Source organism: Marinobacter salexigens (genome assembly GCF_018860765.1).
In the GTDB taxonomy this organism is placed as follows: Bacteria; Pseudomonadota; Gammaproteobacteria; order Pseudomonadales; family Oleiphilaceae; genus Marinobacter; species Marinobacter salexigens_A.
In genome coordinates this window covers 1-16,599 of sequence record NZ_JAHKPV010000001.1, presented here as the reverse complement: position 1 = coordinate 16,599, position 16,599 = coordinate 1, and the positions used below count along the sequence as shown (strand labels likewise).

Sequence of the window (16,599 nt, the reverse complement as noted above, 5' to 3'; positions counted from 1 at the left end):
ATAGTTGGCCTGCCTTATCTTGTGTCGGCTTCGTTATAATCCTCCCATGAAAAAAAACAGCCCCTCTGCAAAAAAGCCCAGTAGAAAGCCACAGAGAAAAAATGGCCGAAGCGAACGTCGCCCCCGGTTCTGGAAACTGTTTATACGAGTGTTTGCCATTGGCGCTGTGCTGCTCGCATGCTGGATGGTTTACCTTGATGCGGTGGTTACGTCCCGGTTTGAGGGACGGCGCTTCGAGGTGCCTTCTCGGGTGTATGCGCGGCCTCTGGAGTTATACGACGGCGCGGGCTTGAGTTCAGGAGCGCTGGAGCGGGAGTTGGCGCTCTCGGGTTATCGTAAGGGGGACGGAACAAAGCCGGGGAGTTATCGGCGCAATGGTGGCCACTTTGTTATTAGCACCCGCGGGTTTCGCTTCCCTGATGGCGTAGAACCCAGAAGAAAGCTTTCTTTAAATATCTACAGTGACCGAATTCAGGACTTTCGTGTGTCCGCCGGTGACAACTCAGCCATAGTGAGACTTGAGCCTGCTCGCATTGGCGGTATATATCCGGCACACAAGGAAGATCGTATTTTAGTTCGGCTCGATGAAGTCCCAGCATTGCTGCCCAAGGCGCTAATGGCTGTGGAAGACCGTAAGTTCTACGACCATTTCGGAATCGCACCGGCTTCCATCGGGCGTGCATTGCTGGCCAACCTGCGCGCCGGGCGTGTCGTACAGGGTGGGAGTACTTTGACGCAGCAGTTGGTGAAAAACTTTTTCCTTACCCGGGATCAGACGCTGTTGCGCAAGGGTAACGAGGCCTTGATGTCTATCTTGCTAGAGCTTCACTATGCGAAAGACGACATACTGGAAACCTACCTAAACGAAGTGTATTTAGGGCAGGCGGGCAGGCGCAGCATCAATGGGTTCGGGCTGGCAAGCCAATTCTATTTTGGCGAGTCATTAAAAGATCTTGATGTGCACCAGATTGCCCTGCTTGTGGGTATGGTGAAAGGGCCAAGCTACTACAATCCCCGGCGGCACCCGGAGCGCGCTACCCAGCGACGTAATTTGGTGATCAGCGAGATGGAAGACGCAGGCCTTGTCGATGCTTCAAAGGCCGCACGGGCGCGCGGCTTGTCACTTGGCGTGAGCGCCAAACCCTCCTACTCAGAAAACCGATACCCTGCCTATATTGATCTGGTGCGCCGGCATCTGGCTCGGGACTACAAGGAGCAGGATCTGCGCAGCGAAGGCCTGCGCATCTTTACCACGCTAAACCCCGCTATTCAGTACGCCGCTGAGTATGCTGTTACGGACACCTTGCCTCGGCTGGCAAAAGGCAAGACCGCCAAAGCTCTGGAAGCGACTCTTGTGGTTACCGCCAAAGATACAGGTGAAGTTCTGGCGCTCGTTGGCGGAAAAGACCCCCAGTACGCCGGATTCAATCGGGCCTTGGACGCTAACCGTCCGATAGGATCACTGATTAAACCTTTTACCTATCTGACCGCTTTGGAACAGCCGGATCGCTACACCCTCATGACGCCGGTACTGGATAAGCCATTCACCCTTGAATTTGACGATGGTCGGCGCTGGCAGCCGAAGAATTACGATGGCGAAGAGCGGGGCGAAGTCCCTCTGCATCGTGCTCTTTCGAAGTCTTATAACCTGCCAGCAGTGCGGGTCGGACTGGACGTTGGCATTCCGGCTGTTAGCAAAACCTTACGGGCATTTGGTGTTGTCACACCCATCTCTGACTATCCCTCAATGTTGTTAGGCTCGGTTGCCATGAGCCCGGTAACCGTTGCTCAAATCTATCAAGGGTTGGCGACCTCGGGGTTCAATACGCCCTTACGCACCATAAGAGAAGTAACGGGCCCCGGTGGCGAGGCACTGTCGCGCTATAGTCTGGAAGTGGATCAGGTTGCAGACCCGGCGGCGGTACATCTGGTGCAATACGCAATGCAGGAAACTATGCAAGAGGGCACTGGCCGCTCAGCCTATTATTCCGTGCCAAAGGAGTTAACACTGGCTGGTAAAACCGGAACAACCGATGATGGCCGCGACTCTTGGTTTGCCGGGTTCAGCGGTGACTTATTGGCGGTTGCCTGGGTTGGTCGTGACGATAATGGGCCGACCGCACTAACGGGTGCTACCGGAGCCTTGCCAGTATGGTCACGATTTATGGCGCAGGTGCCGCAACACGGCTTTTCACCCGTAGTGCCCGATGGCGTGAGTTATCACTGGGTAAACCCCGAAAAGCAGGCATTAACCGATGAGTATTGCGATAATGCGCGCCTTCTGCCGTTTATAACGGGTAGTGAGCCGACACAGAGAGTGTCTTGCTCCGGTACCCTTGAGCGGAAAATTCGAGGCTGGTTTGAAGGATTGTTCCAATGAGTAGGCAAGGCTTTTTACATGCAGGTATGTTGGTAGCGCTTTTAAGTATAGCGGGGTGTGCTTCTGGCCCAAGTGGCTCAATATACGTGCCTGCGGATGGTTCGTCCCGAACACCGGAACCCCCGAAGACGGCTGATGAAAAACAAAATCAGGTGTGGCGCAAAAGCGAACAAACTGACAGCGGGGAACCCGAACAGCGGCCCGAACCCAGAAGTAAACCGAGCTATCAAGATACTGGCGAACAGCTTTCACCAGCAGCTCTTAGCTTGGTGCGTGAAGCCGATAAGTTACTAAAGAGTGGTGATGCCGGGGGAGCCATTGTGCGCTTGGAACGCGCTCAAAGAATCGCTCCCAGATCGGCGGAAATCTACTTTAAATTGTCGCAAGCCTATGTGGCAGGCAATAAGCTGGGGCCTGCAGAGCAATTTACGTTGAAGGGGTTATCTCTGGCGGGTAGCGATACCAGACTGCAACGTGCGGGTTGGTTGCTGCTGGCGGATATCCGAAGAGCGCGAGGTAACGTAGCAGGGGCCAGTCAAGCTGAAGAGCGGGCGGCAGCCCTTTAACTACAGGCTCTCTAGTAAACGTGTTGAGCGACCCTGCTGGAGCCACCTCCAAGCAGGGTTTATTTTTGCTTATAGACCAGCGTTTTTCAGCCGGTTTACATGCTGCTTAAAGACAGCTTTCGGGTCTGTCTCAAACAAGCTGTGCAGCCCCAGTGCCTGATTTACTTCATCAAGATGGTTCATGAAGTAATTGTCGCGGATAATCTTGCCAAAGTGGGTGCTGCAACGCCCGACCATGCCGTCGTTGGCGCTGAAGTTGAACGCCGCACTAGTGATGGTGAGCAATGCGTCAGACGGGTCCAAGAGGTTTGTTACAACGCCAGTGCCGCCCCAGGAGTAAAAGCGCACTCCGTTTGCCGAGCTTGCTCCTTCTCCACAGGCGCTTGTCGGGATGCCTGCGGGTGCGAAATTATTGAACTCTGCGCTGCCTTGGGTTGAAAGCGACTGCAAGCTTGCCTGCATGCTTTGATCGTATCCGCCGCCAGAGATTAAATCGATCAGGCCGCCGAGTGCATCGCCCAAGGTGTTTGCAAGGCTACTTGCGGGAGACTCAACAATGACATCTGCAACTGGAGAGCCTTTATGGGGCGAGCCAACGGATGTAACTGAGGCCACCAGATCTGGCCGTACCCGGGAAATATAACGGGCGGTTGGTCCACCGTGACTGTGGCCAATTAGGTTCACCTTGCCATGAACGGCGGCAATCGCCTCAACTTGCGGTAACAAGGCTTCGCCACGGGCAATGGTGCTATCAAGAGCTGGAACCACGGTTGTATAAACATCCGCTCCATTCTTGCGCAGATCCTCTGCGATGCCGTACCAGTAGTCCACGCCAATAATAGAATCGAAGCCAAACATACCGTGAACCAGTACCACTGGATAACGGGTATCGGCGTAATTGGAAGGCTTTTTCCACCACCATGCGGCAGAGGGTGCTGACCAGGCTATGGTCACAACCAGAGCTAGTGTTTTGATCCAAAGTTTCATTGTTCTTCCTACAGCTTGAGTTTATGTTTGTTATTCAAACTGCGGCTCAACCTAACGAGCTGTTACAGATACTGCATGCTTAAGCCAAACGCATTAGTGCTTTGACTATGGGCCTCTGCTCGGTGCTACTGGAATTATATTTGTTAAGTTTGTGCCAGCAGATCATCTCTCGTGAGATATGGCTATAATTTGATCAGCGAGCGTGGCAAGTCAACGGCAGAAGAGGCTAAGTTGATTTAATAGTGGTTAAAGTGTGAAGGGCGTCTCGAATCAGGCACGGAAGGGTCTATCAATTCGATAAATCCTTCCGGGAGCCTGTCCAGAATATTGCTTATCTACTTCTTCAGAGGGTAGCCATGACTTTTTTCGCCGCTTTAATCGTATCGGCGATATCTTCATCCGTTAGGGCTGCGCTGGTGAATCCTGCTTCAAACGCTGATGGGGCAAGGTATACGCCTTCTTTAAGCATCCCTTGGAAGAACTTTTTGAAGCGCTCTGTATCGCAGTCCATTACTTGGTCGAAGCGTGTAATGCTGGGCTCTTCAGTGAAGAAAAATCCGAACATCGCGCCCGCACCCTGAACAGCCAGCGGAATACCCGTGGCGTCTGCAGCTGCCTTCAAACCGTCTCGCAATGCTACAGTTTTTTTGGTGAGGCGGTCGTGAAAACCGGGCTCAGAAATAGCGTTGAGTGTGGCAAGGCCAGCGCTCATGGCCAGTGGGTTACCGCTGAGTGTGCCAGCCTGATAAACCGGTCCAAGGGGGGCGATGTGTTCCATGATCTCTCGCTTTCCGCCAAAGGCACCGACAGGCAGCCCGCCGCCGATTACCTTTCCTAGGGCGGTCAAATCCGGAGTCACGCCATACAACTCCTGAGCTCCGCCCAAGGCAACCCTAAACCCGGACATAACCTCATCAAAAATTAGAACCGTGCCATGCTCGTCACAGACTTCCCGAAGCGCCTCTAGGAACCCCGGGACCGCCGGGATGCAGTTCATGTTGCCTGCGACCGGCTCCACAATGATGGCGGCAATTTGATCGCCCATTTCTTTGAAGGTTTCCCTAACGCCGTCTATGTCGTTGAAGTCCAACGTTAGGGTTAGCTCGGCTAGGCTGCCGGGAATGCCGGGTGAGTTGGGTACACCGAGGGTTAGTGCGCCAGAACCTGCCTTCACAAGTAGGGAGTCGACGTGCCCGTGATAGCAGCCCTCAAACTTTACGATCTTGTCGCGGCCCGTATAGCCACGAGCCAGACGAATGGCGCTCATGGTCGCTTCGGTACCGGAGTTCACCATGCGCACGAGCTCTATAGAGGGTACTAACTCGCAAACTTTGCGGGCCATATCAGTTTCAAGCGAGGTGGGCGCGCCATATCCAACGCCAAGATCCACCTGAGCGTGCAAGGCATCTTTGATACGCTGGTCTGAGTGGCCAAGAATCATCGGCCCCCAGGAGCCAATGTAATCGATGTAACGCTGACCATCCTCGTCGTACAGGTAGGCGCCTTCAGCGTGCTTAAAAAAGAGAGGTGTGCCGCCCACGCCTCGGAACGCGCGCACGGGGGAGTTAACACCGCCGGGAATGTACTTTTGCGCCTGCTCAAACAGGGTTTCGGAATTTGTCATGTGTAATAGCTCCTGTTATTTGGGAGTTAAAAAAGTGGGTGGTGGCTGGCAAACAGCCTTTGGAATGTCTTCGCTTTCTGTTCCGTGGCTTCGGGGCTGCCCCCGAAGAGCCCGCCAACAACAGCTAATAGATCTGCGCCTGCTTGAATCAGGAGTGCGCCATTGTCTGTGGTGATGCCGCCAATGGCTGTAACCGGCCGATTAAAACTCTTTGCTTTAGCTAGAATGTCGGCCGAAGCCACTGGAGCTTCCGGTTTGGTTGATGAGGTAAAAAAACGGCCGAAAGCCAGATAGTTTGCACCTGCTGCCGCGGCAGCCTTGGCCAAAAAAAGATCGTCATGGCAGGTAATGCCGATAATTGCATCATCGCCGAGCCGTTGGCGGGCCTCGGTTGCAGAGCTGTCGGTTTGGCCAAGGTGTACACCCGCTGCACCCACGCGCTTTGCAAGCTCAACATCATCGTTAATGAGCAATGGCGCGCCTGCGGCGGCGCATAGGGACTGCAGGTTCCTGGCTTGGGCCAGACGTTGCGCCATGGGTGACGATTTCTCGCGGTATTGTACCATTACTGCACCGCCAAGGAGGGCTGCCTCCACTGAGGCCATCAAGGTGTCCGGAGGGGTAAGCTGTCTGTCAGTGATGGCGTAGAGTCCGATGGGGATGCGTGTTCTTACCGTTCCCACAGGATACCTCGGTCCGGCACCGGTTGGCCTTTACCTACCTCAAGAGCGTGCAATATGGCGCGGTGCACGTAATTCTGCGCCTGAGAGATAGCCGCGCGGGGCGATAGCCCCAGAGCCCGGCCCGCCGCAATCGCTGCTGCAAGTGTGCAGCCGGTGCCATGATACTCCTCGCCAATACGCTCAATTTCCCACGACATGGGCGTAGGCGAGTGGTTGTAGAGAGTGTTGGTGATTCGAACACCTAATCCATGCCCTCCGGTTGCAAGCACCGAAGCGCAGCCACTTGCTAGCAGTTTGCGCGCAGCCTCGCCTGGGTCATCACTCTCTCCGAGGAGCGTCAGCTCTATGCCATTCGGCGTGATCATCTCAGTCAGCGGGAATAGCCTTGCTTTCATGGTGGCGAGCAACTCGTCATCCGCCAAGTCGCCTCCTCCTGCCGCTTTGATCACCGGGTCAGTTATAACCGGTATGTCGGGGTGTAGGCCAAGAAACTCCACCAGAACATCGACCACTGCAGAGTTGCCCATGGCACCGGTTTTCACCGCATGAATGGGGGCATCCTCAGCAATGCATCGCAGTTGTTTGCGAATGAGTTCCGCGTCAATGGCTTCAGCACCGTAAACATTCCGGGTGTCTTGAACGGTCAGGCAGGTGAGTACCGGTAGTGGGTGGCAACCCAGAGAGGTGATGGCCTGAATGTCAGCCTGTATTCCGGCGCCACCGGAAGGGTCAAGGCCAGAGAGAACAAGGACCTGAGGGCGAGTGTAGTGTTTGATGGCTAAAACTCCCTAGAACGGTTTAACGACAGCGAGAATAACAACTGCGAGCAAGATGAACACCGGTAGCTCATTGAACCAGCGATAGAATACATGGCTACGTGTGTTGAGATCGTCGCGAAACACCTTGACTAGGTGTCCGCAATAAAAATGATAGGCAATCAGCGCTGCTACGAGTAACAGTTTCGCGTGTAGCCAGCCTTGGCTGAAATATCCGGATAGGTTATAGCTGAGTAGCCAAACGCCAAAAATGACGGTGGCGATCATTGAAGGTGTGGTGATACCCCGATAAAGCTTGCGCTCCATAATCTTGAAACGCTCCCGCCCCGGCTCATCCTCACAGGCAGCGTGGTATACAAACAGCCTTGGCAGATAAAAAATACCCGCGAACCAGCACACCAGAGAAATTATGTGAAAGGCTTTAACCCACAGCATTGGTCAACTCCGTCGATATTGATAATAGCTTTCGATATCAGATTTAAGGACAACGCCATAAACCCGTTGAATCATTGGTGCCACATGGCGCTGCACATAAAGGGCTTCTGCACTAGTGGTCTCAAACTCATGCATCGCCTCTTCAAGAGTGGCTTGATATTGCACTGGTGCTATATCGCGCCGGTTTGCGGGGATGTCCATCAGATCAATAGATTCGATAGAATGTGTCTCATCGGCGCTAGCCACCTCCTCTGAATCCTCTAGATACCGTGCCAGATCAACAGCGGGCAAAAGAGATGTTGGCCCACTGCTGCCCTCTACTACTAGCCATTTCGGCTCCGCTTTGAGAGCTTTTCGTGCCTCTTCGGGGGTCAGGTGCCTCTCTATGCGCAGAATACTCTTGTCCATAATCGCGGCCACAGAGACCCGGCGCAAGGCCTGAATAACCGGGGAGCTCTGGTAGCTCAGGCCCTGACTTTTCAGAACGGTTAGGAATAGCGACTTTTTACCGAAGGCTTCACTGGTAATGAGGGAAGACGTGGTAATAATCAGCATGCCCGGGAGAATAATGTGCGGGTTGCGTGTTAGCTCCATTAAAGCCATTAGTGCCGCCAAAGGCGCCTGGAGAACCGCCCCCATCATCGCGCCCATTCCAAGCATGGCGTAAAAGCCAACCGATGAGGATTGAGCAGGCAAGATATCTGCGCCGACTAGCCCCATTGCGCCACCCAGTGTTGCGCCCATGAACAACGTTGGACCGATAATACTGCTGGGCATGCCCAAGCCCACAGTCAGGGCCGTGATCAACAACTTTGCCACTCCTGCGCTTAGCAGCAGCCAGAAGCCTAGCTCGCCATTAATGGTCTCATTCACGGTGTCATAGCCGATGCCCATTGTTTGGGGCACAAGAACAGCCACCGGTGCCATCAATACACCGGCAATAATTACTCGGAGAAAAATAGGGCGATGGTTGAAGCGCCCCATGGAATCGACAAGCTGGATAAACAGCGCCGCTGCAACACCGATAACAACGGCAACCAATAAAATCCAGGGTATCTCCAGCAGCGAATTCATTGTTAGCGCTGGCACGCTGAATGCGGGTTCGGTTCCGTACACAACCTGCGATACAATCGCAGCGCTTACGGCCGCAAGAATGATGGGGGTGAAGCCGGCAATGGTGTATTCCATCATCACCACTTCCATGGCGAAAATAACGCCGGAGATGGGTGTATTGAACGAGGCGGAAATGGCCGCTGCACAGCCACAGGCAACTAACGTGCGAATGCTGGTGTTTGGTAGCCGCATCCACTGTCCCATAAGGCTGGAAAACGCAGCGCCCAAATGTACAGCAGGCCCTTCCCGGCCCGCGGATTGCCCGGTAATAACGGTGGTAACACCAACAATAAATTGTATAACTGCGCTGCGTGCGGTGATGTACCCTTGATGGTAATTCAAGCGCTCCATTACGTGGACAACGCCGACCTTTCTGTCATGGGTGGCTAGCCGGTGTAGCAGAACGCCCAGGCCAAGAGCGCCAGCCAGTGGTAATAGTCCGCGAGTAAGAATGTCTAAGCTCTCGAAGGCCTCGGAGCCTTCACCTGGCAGGAAATACTCCAGTGGCCATTCAATAGCCAGGCGGAAAACTAAAATAACCCCGCCGGTTACCAATCCGGATAGCAAGCCAAGAATAGCCAGTTGCGGCAAAGAGTCCACGCCGGATAGTCGGCGCGGGAAAGCAGAGATGAATCTTTCACCAATCTGGTGCCAGAATTTATTCATGAGTGCCGGAGTTCCGGTACAGGGGGATGGTTTCCCAGAGGGTTTCTGACATCATTGTAACTGTCGCTCTGCAAGCTGCAATAAGTCGTTGGTTTATCATGATAGACTAAGTGGCTAAGCTACAAAGAACGACTCATAAATCTTTATACGACGTCGCTGGAGAGCAACTTGATTAAAGTAGGTATTGTGGGCGGCACCGGGTATACCGGCGTCGAACTGCTCAGAATTCTCGCTGTCCATCCGGAAGTTACGGTTAGTTGCATAACCTCAAGGTCTGAGGCCGGAATGCCGGTTGCCGACATGTACCCGAACCTCCGTGGGCATTTTGATTTGGCTTATTCAGAGCCCGACGCTGGAGTGCTGTCAGCCTGTGATTTGGTGTTTTTTGCAACACCACACGGTGTTGCCATGCGACTGATTCCCGAGTTAATGGCTGCGGGTGTGCGGGTGGTCGACCTATCGGCCGATTTCCGTCTTAAAGACTTGAAGGTCTGGTCGCAATGGTACGGCATGCCCCACGAGTCGACAGAGTGGGCAGAGAAGGCCGTTTACGGATTACCTGAAGTTGTGCGTGATGAAATTTCCAAGGCGCAGCTGGTTGCCAACCCGGGTTGCTACCCAACAGCTGTCCAACTTGGTTTCCTTCCTCTGCTCGAGCAGGGCCTGGTTGACCCTTCTCGCCTGATTGCCGATGCAAAGTCTGGCGCCAGTGGTGGTGGCCGGCAGGGCAAGATCGGTATGTTGCACGGTGAGATAAGCGAGAGCTTCAAGGCCTATGGTGCATCAGGCCATCGTCATTTGCCGGAAATTCGTCAGGGATTGTCCATTGCAGCGGGTGTGGAAATCGGCGTTACCTTTGTGCCACATCTGGTTCCGATGATTCGTGGCATAGAGGCGACTCTCTATGCGGAATTAAAAAATCCGGTTGATTTCGGTCGCTTGCAAAATCTGTTCGAAGAGCGCTATCGCGATGAGCCGTTTGTGGATGTAATGCCGTTCGGTAGCCATCCCGAGACCCGCAGCGTGCGGGGTGCTAACTTGTGCCGCATGGCTTTGCACCGTCAGGAACAGAGTAACATTGTGATCATCTCCTCGGTTATTGATAACCTTGTTAAAGGGGCTGCTGGCCAGGCTATTCAGAACATGAACATCATGTTTGGCATGAAAGAAACTATGGGCCTCGAAGCACCTGCGCTGTTGCCCTAAGGAACGCCCGTGAGCGAACAACGGAAACCGGCAGATGAATATGTGGTTATCCGCCGTCGCCCGGGAGACCGGTGGAGGTGGGCGCTCACTCTAATTATTTTAACCGTTGTCGCTGCCGCAGCCGGTTATTACGGCGGTTTGGTTCTGGGAGGTTCGCGCTCCATCAATGCGGAGACCTCTAACGAGCAGTTAGAGTCCAAAGTTGCAGAGTTAGAAGTCGAGATTGCAGTTCTGGAGAGCAATTATCGCGAAACGCAGCAGCAGTTGGTTAATCTTGAGCGTGGAAAGTTGGTTGACGGGCAAGCTCTGAGTCAGGCCCGGAACATAATCGTTGATCTGGAAACCCGCGTTGGCGCATTGCAGTCAGATTTAACTTTCTACAAAAATATTATGGCTCCTTCGGAGACTAGCAAAGGCTTGCAGGTTGACCGCTTTTCTCTGACCAGTGATCGTTTGGATAGCGTGTATAGCTTTAAGTTGGTGCTGACTCAGGTGGGCAACAACAAGAGCTACATTTCTGGAGTGGTCGCGGTCAATATAATAGGTATGCGTGATGCGCAAAAAGAAGTCATTGCACTACGCGACCTATCCCAAGAAATAGAAGATCTTGGTGTCAAATTCCGCTTTCGGTACTTTCAGGATGTGGAGGGTAAGTTGGCTTTGCCTAAGGGGTTCGAGCCACTGGAGGTGCAGGTGGTTGCTCAGGCTGAGGGACGCAAATCCTCTCAGGCTGAACGTACATTCGACTGGAATGATTTAACGGAGAACTAGACATGCTTGGGAGAAAAAAGCAAAAGCCCCGCCGGCCCACAGGCAGCTTTGATACCCTGATATCTTCACGTACCACTATCGAGGGTGATGTTCGTTTCTCGGGCGGCTTGCATGTAGACGGCCAGATAAGGGGTAAAGTGCTGGCTGAAGATGGCAGTGATGCGGTTTTACGAGTCTCGGAAGTCGGTGAAATTACCGGTGATATAGATGCCCCGCACGTTATTATTAACGGCACAGTTCACGGCGACGTCCATGCATCTGCGCATCTAGAGCTCGCCGAAAAAGCCGCCATAAACGGTAGCGTTTATTACAATCTTATCCAGATGGCCATGGGTTCATCAGTAAATGGCAACCTCGTTCATCAGCGCGAACCGTCGGGATTGTTGGCTCAAGATAAGCCCCTCCGCTCTGAAGCGAGTGATAGCCGACTGGGTACAGACGGTAACGAGTTTTCTGAAGAAGATAGCGGTAAATCTGAATAGTTGATTGTTTTACTCAGGAATACCATAATCCCTGTAGTTCTATCAGGTAATCCGGAGGCAAACTTGAGTGTAGTCCAGCAACAAATGGCAGCACCGCTGTTTTTCAGCGACAGTGCAGTCAACAAGGTACGAGAGCTGGTTGATGAGGAGGGAAATGCCGACCTCAGGCTGCGTGTATTCGTTACCGGCGGGGGGTGCTCCGGGTTCCAGTATGGGTTCTCGTTCGATGAAAGTCAGGATGAAGAAGATACGGTTATAGAGCGGGACGGAGCCGTACTATTGGTTGATCCAATGAGCTACCAATATCTGGTTGGCGCTACCATCGATTATCAAGAGGGTTTGCAAGGCTCTCAGTTTGTTGTGCAAAACCCCAATGCTAGCACTACTTGTGGCTGTGGCAGTTCGTTCACGATTTGATGTGTTGCTACTACCGGGGGGAGCTTTTGTTAGATGGCGCTAGCCGTTGATAAAGGCTGTTCGTTTTATGCGGGGTAAATCGCGCCTAGTATCCGTGGGCCTCTTGCTCCTGTTACCTCCGCCAGATTCCCCGGCAGACTGGAGATGGTTTGGCGGGCCAGCCATGCAAAGGCCGTGGGCTCTACCCACTGAGGATCAAGGCCCAGTTCAGCAGTGCTGAGCATACGTATAGGGCTAAGTGCCTGAGCAAGCTCCTTCATGAGCAGTCGGTTACGGGTGCCGCCCCCGCAAACATACACGACCATAGTCGGCGACTGAGGCATTTGCCTGACGGTCGTTATCACAGAAAGTTGTAGCAGAGTTCGCTGAACGTCTTCTGGCCGAACCTCCTCGTGCCTTTGTACAAGGGTTCTAATCCAACAGAGGTTAAACTTTTCTTTTCCGGTGCTCTTTGGGGCCGGGCGCTCAAAATACGCGTCTGAAAGCATGTCGCTGAGTAGTGCCTGATCAACAATCCCTTCCTGAGCCCATTGGCCATCCTCATCGTAAGGGCGGCCGGTTTGATCCTGGCACCAAGCGTCCATTAAAGCGTTTGCGGGCCCGGTGTCGAAGCCCGTTACCGGGCTATTGGGATCAGACGGAAGCCAAGTAATGTTAGCGATGCCACCGAGATTGAGAATGCACCTGTCCTCGGTTTTTGAGCCAAAGTAATGCTGGTGGAAGGCCGGAACCAACGGAGCGCCTTGTCCTCCGGCTGCCATGTCTCTGCTGCGAAAGTCACCTACGGATGTAACCCCGGTTTTTTCCGCGATAATAGATGGGTTTCCTATTTGAAGAGAGAATCGGGCAGGCCCGGACGGTTGATGCCGTAGGGTTTGTCCGTGACTTCCGATAGCTCGAATGGAGGGTCTGTCTGCGAAGGATTCGCGGATAAGGGCCTCTGCGGCGTCCGCGAAAAGCGCACCGACCAGCGTATCAAGCTCTCCCACTTCGTCTGGCGTGGCTTGATTCTGGCTTGCCAGTATTAACCGTTGGCGTAGATCTTCAGGGTAGGGGGAGGATCGTGTTGCATGTGTACAAAGGGTTTTGCCCTGAAAGGACACCAGCACGGCGTCTATGCCGTCCATGCTGGTGCCGGACATGAGCCCGATCCAAGTTTCCATTCGGTTTTAGTCTTCCGAGACCAAAGCTAGATGCTTATAGTTGCTTCTGAAGGCGTCAAATTGTGCAACTTGCTGTTCCGTATGGGCCTTGAACCTTGCCAACTCGGTAGCCGGAATGGGCTGGGCGTCTGGTAGCTTCACAGTTCGGGAGTTGCGAGGCGAGCCGTTCACGCGGAATTCGTAATGCAAGTGAGGCCCCGTCACCATACCCGATGAACCAACGTAGCCAATGACGTCGCCTTGTTTGACTCGTGCGCCGGTTTTCATGCCTTTACCGATCCGGCTCATGTGTGCGTAAAGTGTGGTGATATTATCGCCATGCTTTAGAACAATTGTGCGGCCATAGCCACCCTTCCAGCCAGAAAACTGCACCCGTCCGTTACCGGCAGCTTTGATAGGTGAGCCCGGCGGCGCGGCATAATCTGTTCCTTCATGGGGGCGGACAACATCTAGCACGGGGTGGCGGCGCTGGAGGTTAAACGAAGAGGAAATTCGCGCGTCGATAGGGGCACGCAAAAAAGCTTTGCGCATGCTTTTTCCTTCTGGAGTGTAATAGTCGCTATCGCCATTGCTGTCAGTGTAGAGTATCGCGATGTTTTCTTGGCCGCGGTTTACAAAGCGTGCAGACAGAATGCGACCAGTACTGAACTTCTCTCCATCAATGTAGAGTTCTTCATATACGACTTCAAATTGATCGCCTTTGCGAACATCGTATACAAAATCGATATCCCAACCGAAAATGCCTGCAAGCTCCATAGTCAGCCGATCATTTAGGCCAGCATCCCGTGCCCCAAGGTAAAGCGAGCCGTCAATGGTGCCGGATGCAAACGCAGGTTTGGATTCAGGTTCCCGCTGCTCAGACTGACCGATGTAAGAGCTTTCCTGTTTCTGAATCTTCAGCGTTTCCAGCAAACTACGTTGGAGCTCAATTGCGGCGAGCTCGCCCTCGCTATCAATAGCGAAGCGAATCGTTTCTCCTGCATACAAACGCTGCAGCTTGTCTGCTTCTCCTTCACCATGAATGACGGAAAGCATGGTGCCATCATTCAATCCGGCTTTCTTAAAGAGAGAGGATAGGGTGTCGCCTGATTTAATCTTGAATGATTGCCAAGTTAGACGACTCTCGGGTTCTGATGGAGCGGCCGCCTCAACCTGCTGAGGTGTGATTTCGGAGTGTTGCTCTACTGCTGCTGGTTCGGGCGTCTTTATAGGTTTTTGTTGTGGTTTTTGCGAGACAATTGCCGAGACTTGGCCTTGCTCTAGATCCAGCGTATAGGACATTCTCTTAGCCTCAACTTCTGCGCTGGGGCTCATCAAAATTGCGGTAGTCACTACAACTGTTGCAGCTGCAGCGATGGTAATGTGGGTTTTTGGTAACATATTCAGCACGTGTCGCATCCGTTTTAATCGGTATTCCGGCAGCTTGTACTACCCAATTAAAGCTGTTTTTCAAGTATAGGCCAACAGATTACCGTATAAAAAGTATGTGTAACAGCGCAGAACATTACGGCTGTTACGCTGCTGGTCGGATTTATTGTGACGTCATTGATATAATGCGTCCGCCCAGACTGCGTAAAATTGTTTAAAAACTGAGCATTCACACTTTAGCAGGGCGTCGGGTAACTCACAGATTTCTTTTGTAGAGCTCTGTAACTGATAATTTGCGAAACTGATTGGGGATGAATTATTCATGGCATCTATTGATGAAGCGCTGGCCATTATTAAGCGTGGTGTAGACGAGCTAATACCCGAAGATGACTTGATTGCAAAGCTAAAAGAAGGTCGGCCTTTGCGCATTAAAGCGGGTTTCGACCCCACTGCCCCCGACCTTCACCTTGGGCACACTGTCCTCATCAATAAGCTGCGCCAGTTTCAGGACCTTGGCCATGAGGTCATTTTTCTGATTGGTGACTTCACCGGAAAGATTGGCGACCCTTCAGGTAAAAGTGTTACGCGTCCACCGTTGACCGATGAGCAAGTCGCTCAAAACGCGATTACCTATAAAGAGCAGGTGTTCAAGATTCTGGATCGTGAGAAAACACGGGTGGTCTTCAACTCCGAGTGGATGAGCAAGTTGGCTGCCGCAGATATGATTCGCTTGGCAGGGCAGTATACGGTCGCCCGGATGCTGGAACGTGATGATTTCACCAAACGTTACCGCGCCGAGCAGCCTATCGCTATCCATGAATTTCTCTATCCTTTAATACAGGGTTACGACTCAGTTGCCTTAGAGGCAGATGTTGAGTTGGGTGGCACAGATCAGAAGTTCAACCTTCTGATGGGGCGCATTTTGCAGAAACACTACGGGCAGAAGCCTCAAGCGGTCCTTACTATGCCTATCCTAGAGGGCTTGGATGGCGTTCAGAAGATGTCTAAATCTCTCGGCAACTATATAGGTGTTAACGACTCGCCGGGCGAAATGTATACCAAGCTGCTTTCTGTGCCTGATGAGCTGTTATGGCGTTACTTTGAACTTTTGAGCTTCCGCCCGCTTAAAGAGGTTAGCGAATTCAGAAAGGCTGTAGATGAGGGTGCTAACCCGCAAGACTATAAAAAGCTGCTAGCCGAAGAAATTATCACACGCTTCCATAATGAAGAGGCGGCGCAGACTGCACATAATTCGGCTGGTAATCGGGTTGCGCTCGGGGATATTCCGGAGAATGTGCCCGACGTCACGGTTTCACTGGAGGGGCAGTCCGAGATTTTGATGGCTTCAGTGTTGCGTTTATCGGGGCTGGTAAAGAATGGTGCAGCTGCGCGTGACGTTTTGGGAAGAGGTGCGGTTTTTGTTGATGGTCAGAAATTTGAGGGCGAACGCTCCTTTGTCGAAGGTGATAGCTGTGTAATTCAGGCAGGAAAGAAGAAGATTGCCCGGGTTTTGATCACAGCTTGACCGATTTCAGGTTATTTTTAAGTTTTATCCAAATGGCCGTTGACAGAAATCCTTGTGTCTGTAGAATGCGCATCTCGCTTGAGGGACACACCGGAACAGCGGAGTGTTTTGAGAGAGTTAACTGTTTGAAAGTATTGAAGAAAAGGCTTTTAAGATTCTTCGAAATAACAGTTGACAGGGTTGGGATTCGATGTAGAATACGCTCCTCGAAATCAAGTATGAAACAGCCGGTAAGTATCGGTGGTTTTGGAAGGGAAGCTTCTGAAACGACTCGAAAAAAACGGTTGACAAGGCGGCGAGACGATGTAGAATACGCCACCTTGATTGAGCAACGGCTCAAACGCTCTTTAACAAATTGACCAAGTAATTCGTGTGGGCGCTGACTGGAGTATTTCGACAAGAAATACCAAGACAGCGACTCGTCGAAAATTGAGTTT

At 52.6% G+C, this 16,599-nt stretch carries 16 protein-coding genes; 7 read left to right on the top strand and 9 right to left on the bottom strand.

The annotated features are described in order from the left end of the window. The first annotated feature begins 46 nt into the window (after window positions 1–46). Together mrcB and KO508_RS00075 are read left to right on the top strand one after the other, a co-directional pair. Complete coding sequence (gene mrcB, locus KO508_RS00080) at window positions 47–2,380, top strand: penicillin-binding protein 1B (RefSeq protein WP_216006330.1); 2,334 nt, start codon at window positions 47–49, stop codon at window positions 2,378–2,380. Continuing rightward, window positions 2,377–2,946, top strand: a complete 570-nt coding sequence (locus tag KO508_RS00075; protein WP_216006329.1) for a tetratricopeptide repeat protein — start codon at window positions 2,377–2,379, stop codon at window positions 2,944–2,946. Before mrcB ends, KO508_RS00075 begins: the two co-directional genes overlap by 4 nt. A gap of 69 nt (window positions 2,947–3,015) precedes the next feature. Here the strand turns inward: KO508_RS00075 and KO508_RS00070 are convergent, their stop codons facing one another. From KO508_RS00070 to KO508_RS00045, 6 genes are all read right to left on the bottom strand, one after another. Next, the gene (locus KO508_RS00070) at window positions 3,016–3,933 is read right to left on the bottom strand and encodes an esterase/lipase family protein (protein ID WP_216006328.1); all 918 of its coding nucleotides are present in this window, start codon (window positions 3,931–3,933) and stop codon (window positions 3,016–3,018) included. Between the two features lie 343 nt (window positions 3,934–4,276). Next, window positions 4,277–5,557: a glutamate-1-semialdehyde 2,1-aminomutase gene (hemL, locus tag KO508_RS00065; protein ID WP_216006327.1), complete on the bottom strand. Its 1,281-nt coding sequence runs from the start codon at window positions 5,555–5,557 to the stop codon at window positions 4,277–4,279. Between the two features lie 26 nt (window positions 5,558–5,583). Further along, entirely contained in the window at window positions 5,584–6,240 is a 657-nt protein-coding gene (gene thiE / locus KO508_RS00060; RefSeq protein ID WP_216006326.1) for a thiamine phosphate synthase, read from the bottom strand. Further along, window positions 6,228–7,016 (bottom strand): bifunctional hydroxymethylpyrimidine kinase/phosphomethylpyrimidine kinase, encoded by a 789-nt coding sequence (thiD, locus tag KO508_RS00055; RefSeq protein ID WP_216007264.1) that lies wholly within the window; start codon window positions 7,014–7,016, stop codon window positions 6,228–6,230. Before thiD ends, thiE begins: the two co-directional genes overlap by 13 nt. A gap of 12 nt (window positions 7,017–7,028) precedes the next feature. After that, window positions 7,029–7,451: a protoporphyrinogen oxidase HemJ gene (hemJ, locus tag KO508_RS00050; RefSeq protein ID WP_216006325.1), complete on the bottom strand. Its 423-nt coding sequence runs from the start codon at window positions 7,449–7,451 to the stop codon at window positions 7,029–7,031. 3 nt (window positions 7,452–7,454) lie between these two features. Beyond that, the gene (locus KO508_RS00045) at window positions 7,455–9,230 is read right to left on the bottom strand and encodes a chloride channel protein (protein WP_216006324.1); all 1,776 of its coding nucleotides are present in this window, start codon (window positions 9,228–9,230) and stop codon (window positions 7,455–7,457) included. Between the two features lie 168 nt (window positions 9,231–9,398). Between KO508_RS00045 and argC the strand changes: the two genes are divergently transcribed. From argC to erpA, 4 genes are all read left to right on the top strand, one after another. Next, complete coding sequence (gene argC / locus KO508_RS00040) at window positions 9,399–10,436, top strand: N-acetyl-gamma-glutamyl-phosphate reductase (protein ID WP_216006323.1); 1,038 nt, start codon at window positions 9,399–9,401, stop codon at window positions 10,434–10,436. 9 nt (window positions 10,437–10,445) lie between these two features. Next, a complete protein-coding gene (locus tag KO508_RS00035) occupies window positions 10,446–11,207 on the top strand; it encodes a DUF6776 family protein (RefSeq protein WP_216006322.1) in 762 nt (253 codons plus the stop codon). Between the two features lie 2 nt (window positions 11,208–11,209). Then, the gene (locus KO508_RS00030) at window positions 11,210–11,689 is read left to right on the top strand and encodes a bactofilin family protein (RefSeq protein WP_216006321.1); all 480 of its coding nucleotides are present in this window, start codon (window positions 11,210–11,212) and stop codon (window positions 11,687–11,689) included. An 84-nt stretch (window positions 11,690–11,773) separates the two neighbouring features. Further along, window positions 11,774–12,106: an iron-sulfur cluster insertion protein ErpA gene (erpA, locus tag KO508_RS00025; protein WP_216007263.1), complete on the top strand. Its 333-nt coding sequence runs from the start codon at window positions 11,774–11,776 to the stop codon at window positions 12,104–12,106. Between the two features lie 65 nt (window positions 12,107–12,171). On the opposite strand, the gene KO508_RS00020 is transcribed toward erpA, so the two are convergent. After that, entirely contained in the window at window positions 12,172–13,269 is a 1,098-nt protein-coding gene (locus KO508_RS00020; RefSeq protein WP_216006320.1) for an anhydro-N-acetylmuramic acid kinase, read from the bottom strand. Window positions 13,270–13,275: 6 nt separating this feature from the next. Then, complete coding sequence (locus tag KO508_RS00015; protein ID WP_216006319.1) at window positions 13,276–14,667, bottom strand: OapA family protein; 1,392 nt, start codon at window positions 14,665–14,667, stop codon at window positions 13,276–13,278. Window positions 14,668–14,959: 292 nt separating this feature from the next. Here KO508_RS00015 and tyrS point away from each other — a divergent pair, with 292 nt between their 5' ends. Beyond that, complete coding sequence (tyrS, locus tag KO508_RS00010; protein WP_216006318.1) at window positions 14,960–16,162, top strand: tyrosine--tRNA ligase; 1,203 nt, start codon at window positions 14,960–14,962, stop codon at window positions 16,160–16,162. Here tyrS and KO508_RS00005 read toward each other — a convergent pair. Next, on the bottom strand, window positions 16,152–16,599 hold a 448-nt coding region (locus KO508_RS00005; RefSeq protein ID WP_216006317.1), incomplete at its 5' end, for a hypothetical protein. The two genes, tyrS and KO508_RS00005, sit on opposite strands and share 11 nt — an antisense overlap.